Genomic DNA, 3,734 nt, shown 5'->3' with positions numbered 1-3,734 from the left:
CTTTCTAATATAGATCAGGCGATGGCTTTTCTGGAAAGACATTTAAACCTTTCTTATCACATCAAAGACATAAGAAGAACTGATATTCTCGAAATTCCTAAAGAAGTATTGCGTGAAGGTCTTATCAATGCTGTAGCTCACAGGGATTATTTTGAGCGTGGTGCCAATGTGGTGGTGGAAATTTTTGATAACAGGGTAGAAATTTCAAATCCCGGCGGACTTTCCAAAGGGTTAAGGCCTGAGAATTTTGGTAAGCATAGTTTTACCAGAAATCCCTTAATAGCAGGGTTATTACATCGATGCAAGTATATTGAAAAGGCTGGAACTGGCATTCAGCGAATGCGGGATGGAATGAAAGGGGTTGGTTTGCCTGAACCAACCTTTGAATTCTCTTCCTTTTTTACGGTTACATTTTTGCGATATGATCTTTTAAAAGATATGATGTCTGAATTTGACCTCAATGACAAACGCGGTAGTAGAGTAATAGCCATATTACGCCATTTGGCGATCCATCAATTTATAGATGTTGCTGATATTGCAACTGAATTGTCTACTACGGACACCTTCTCCTGTAACATTTTTACTCCCCGCGCGTCAAATGCTGTAAAAACCGGGTATATTGTAATACCTATTCAAACTTAACCTACATATATGAAAAAATGGGCTGCCCTGTTTGTATTGACAGCTATTATTGGAACCAGTTGCCACTTTCCCGGCAAAAGTATTAAGGGAAATGGACAGGTAACCACCGAGAACCGGCAGGTAAGTGGCTTTACCGGCGTTACATCGCATGGATCTTTTGATGTATATGTGGCTGTTGGCAGTCCGGCTTCTGTAAAAATTGAAGCAGAAAGCAACCTGTTGCCATATATTGAAACTTACCTTGAAAATAACAATCTACAGATCGATACCAAAGATGAAGTATGGCTGCGTCCGCACCGGTCAATAAAAGTTTATGTAACCGCTCCCCAATTCAAAGAAATACATTCCTACGGATCTGGTGATATCGTTGGTCAAACCAAAATTACCGATTCTTCCAAACTTGATCTGAAGGTAGCCGGCAATGGTCATGTTAACCTGGATGTGGATGCGCCTGAAGTGGTGGCTGAATTAACCGGTAACGGCGGCATTGAATTAAAAGGCCAGTCAAAAAGTTTTGAATGTAAACTCACCGGCAATGGTAATTTAAAAGCATACGACCTGATGTCGGAAGAAACCAAAGTGAAAATACTGGGCAATGGCGATGCTGAAGTGTATGCCAGTGTAAAACTGGATGTGACTGTTACCGGCAATGGCAATCTGCACTATAAAGGAAACGCCCAACCCTCCACCCACATCACCGGTAATGGCAGTATTACCCAGGTGAAATAATTTTCACAACCACTAACCACCCTTTTTATGAAAAAGATATCCCTTGTTTTATTGATAGCGCTTGTTGGATTAAACTCCTGTTTCTTTCATGGTCACCGGGTAAAGGGAAATGGCCAGCTGACAACGGAGACTAAACAGTTTGGCGATATTAAAGGCGTTGAGCTGCATTCCTCATTTGACGTGTACCTGATTCAGGGCAGCCCGGCCGGGGTAAAAATAGAAGCGGAGGAAAATATCCTTCCGCATATTGATCTGCATATCGAAAACGATGTGCTGAATATTGAAACAGAAGATAACATCTGGCTGCAGCCGCGCAGGCATGTAAGCGTATACGTTACTTCTCCTGTGTTCAATACCATTAAATCACACGGTTCGGGAAATATAAAATCAGAAACAAAGATCACCAGCGATAATAAACTGAAGCTTGGCGCCTCAGGAAGCGGCGATATTAAAATTGAGGTAGATGCGCCTGAAATTACTGCCAGTGTTTCCGGCAGCGGTGGTGTTGAACTGTCTGGTGAAACGAAGAAAATTAGTGGGGATGTAAGTGGTTCCGGCAATATAAAAGCCTTCAATTTAATGGCTGAGGAATCTGATCTGAATGTTTCGGGCAGCGGTAATGTACAGGTGTATTCCAGTGTAAAACTGAAAGCCAATGTTTCCGGCAGTGGTGATGTGAAGTATAAAGGAGGTGCACAAACAAGCACAAATATCTCTGGGAGCGGAAGTGTAAAAAAAGTTGATTAGTTGATAAGTTGACGAGTTAATTTGTTAACTCGTCAACATGTTTCTTTATAAGTCTACATACTTCACTCTTATCCATATATCTCTATTTCTTCCCTTATCATCAGTACAGGAAATTTTCACCGGTCCTTCTTCAGGCATAAAGAACTGGCGGTTGTGCGCTTCATCTGATTTATAAAACTGGTTATTGATGTACCAGTACACCTTGTGCACATCGTTGCCTACATTACAGGATAATTGTAATGGTTCGGGGTGTTTTTTGCTGATATAATATTCCGATCCGCTTCGGGGGGAAGTAATAGCAGGGCCGCCATCTTTGAACACCCGCTCACAGTTGGGATTATGAGGCGGCATTTTTTCATAGACAATATGCCGTTCTTCAAAATAACGTTGCATATCGGGAGTCACCGTTCTGTACCATTTCTTTTTATACCCACTGGCCGGCTGACAGGTTTTGCAATATGAGATCTTTTCATCGGCCGATATGGCCACCTCCTGCATGTTGCTGCAAAGCTGGGTCGATGAAATGAGCGGAATAAAATAATCGGTTACCGTGTTCTCGCAATGTTCACCGGGTGGCAAACCGGTTTCTGAACATACCATGCGAATGTCGCAATCTTTTGGTTGGGTAAACCATTCCTGGTCGCTGTCGTAGTCGATGGTGTTGAAGATCTTAAAAAGCAGGGGCGTAGCAATATTGGCGCCGCTTAATTCAGGAATGCCCAGTGCAGAGAAGTTGCCCGTCCAGATACCCACAGTATATTTTTTATTATAACCGATACTCCAGGCGTCGCGGCGGCCATAAGAGGTGCCGGTTTTCCAGGCTATCTTGGGCATGTGCTCGGTGCTTTGCCAGTTAAGCGGAAAGTCGGGGCGGTTTACTTTCGACAGGATCTCATTGATCATAAACGTAGCGGCAGGGGTTAAGATCTTTTCGCCCTGACCAGGTTGATGAAATGCATCCTGGGTATAATCTGGCGCTATATATCGCCCTTCGTTGGCGAAGATGGTGTACATCCCCGTCAACTCTTCCAGCGTAGCGCCACAACCGCCCAGGATCAGGGAAAGACCAAGTTTGCGCTGGTCTTTTTTGATCTGGTTAAAATTACAGGCGCCCAGTTTGTCAATAAACTTGTCTTTGCCCAGCCCTTGCAGACTTTTTACTGCCGGTATGTTCAGGGAATGTTCCAGCGCATACTCCATGGTTACATATCCGTTGAATTGTTTGTCGTAGTTCTCAGGCGCATAACCGCCATAGTTTACGGCCACATCGGTGATGATGGCCTTGGGGGTCATCAACCCTTCGTCAATACAAAGGCCGTATAACAAAGGTTTCAGGGTGCTACCGGGCTGGCGGATGGCGTGGGCACCGTTCACCTGTCCGGCATCGATGGTATCCGTGAAATTGGCCGACCCTACATATGTGATCACATGGTGAGTTTGGTTATCGATGATGATCACCGCCGCATTACGGATGTTTTTAAGGGTGAGAATGCGGGCATAATCTGCTACCAGTTTCTCGGTCTTTAACTGGGTATTCAGTTCAATATTGGTTTTGATAATATCGCCGCCCTGTTGTTTTAGTTTCCAGGCCATGTGTGGGATCAACCGGGGAACGG

4 protein-coding genes are annotated in these 3,734 nt (G+C 44.2%); 3 read left to right on the top strand and 1 reads right to left on the bottom strand.

The genetic code is table 11. The annotated features are described in order from the left end of the window. From ACJ751_RS02410 to ACJ751_RS02400, 3 genes are all read left to right on the top strand, one after another. On the top strand, positions 1–642 hold a 642-nt coding region (locus ACJ751_RS02410), incomplete at its 5' end, for an ATP-binding protein (protein WP_407743781.1). A gap of 9 nt (positions 643–651) precedes the next feature. After that, the gene (locus ACJ751_RS02405) at positions 652–1,371 is read left to right on the top strand and encodes a head GIN domain-containing protein (RefSeq protein ID WP_407743780.1); all 720 of its coding nucleotides are present in this window, start codon (positions 652–654) and stop codon (positions 1,369–1,371) included. Positions 1,372–1,398: 27 nt separating this feature from the next. Continuing rightward, positions 1,399–2,118: a head GIN domain-containing protein gene (locus ACJ751_RS02400; protein ID WP_407743779.1), complete on the top strand. Its 720-nt coding sequence runs from the start codon at positions 1,399–1,401 to the stop codon at positions 2,116–2,118. A gap of 45 nt (positions 2,119–2,163) precedes the next feature. Here ACJ751_RS02400 and ACJ751_RS02395 read toward each other — a convergent pair. Then, on the bottom strand, positions 2,164–3,734 hold a 1,571-nt coding region (locus ACJ751_RS02395; RefSeq protein WP_407743778.1), incomplete at its 5' end, for a penicillin-binding protein 1C.

It is taken from the genome of Niastella sp., assembly GCF_045805085.1.
Classification (GTDB): Bacteria; Bacteroidota; Bacteroidia; order Chitinophagales; family Chitinophagaceae; genus Niastella.
The sequence above is the reverse complement of the archived record's forward strand: the minus strand, read 5'-3'. Positions and strand labels throughout refer to the sequence as shown.

Coding starts and splice junctions, on each gene's coding strand:
- ACJ751_RS02405 (WP_407743780.1), top strand. CDS start 652: ATGAAAAAATGGGCTGCCCTGTTTGTATTGACAGCTATTATTGGAACC.
- ACJ751_RS02400 (WP_407743779.1), top strand. CDS start 1,399: ATGAAAAAGATATCCCTTGTTTTATTGATAGCGCTTGTTGGATTAAAC.